General features: G+C 64.7%; 1 pseudogene. It reads right to left on the bottom strand.

Annotated elements, in window-relative coordinates:
* A pseudogene (locus ACOADB_RS24455) lies at positions 1 to 197 on the bottom strand (hypothetical protein); the annotation flags it as partial.
* Positions 198 to 309: the final 112 nt, after the last annotated feature.

Below are 309 nucleotides of genomic sequence, written 5' to 3'. Positions count from 1 at the left end.
CACGAGGCCTGGGCGCCGAGCGGAGGCACCAGCAGGACGGGCAGTCCCTTGGCGCGGACCCCCTTGACCCTGTCGTAGCGGTGCAGTTCCAGGGTCCGCCCGGTCGCGATGACCTCGGAGGGAGTCCGGCTCAGGTCGGCGATCCCGCCCTTGACGAGGAAGTCCCACAGGTTGACGACGGAGTCCTTGGCTGCCACGGCGTCAGTGTGGCGCACCGTAGGGGTTTTCCGTGGCCATGTCCTGCGAATCGGCGAAGTTTTCTGAGGCTTCTACCACTCCGGTCTAGACCGAAGGTAAAGAATCTGCTAA

The organism is Nocardioides sp. CPCC 206348 (assembly GCF_048654705.1).
In the GTDB taxonomy this organism is placed as follows: Bacteria; Actinomycetota; Actinomycetes; order Propionibacteriales; family Nocardioidaceae; genus Nocardioides.
Note: the sequence above shows the minus strand (reverse complement) of the source record. Positions and strands in the feature narration are given on the sequence as shown.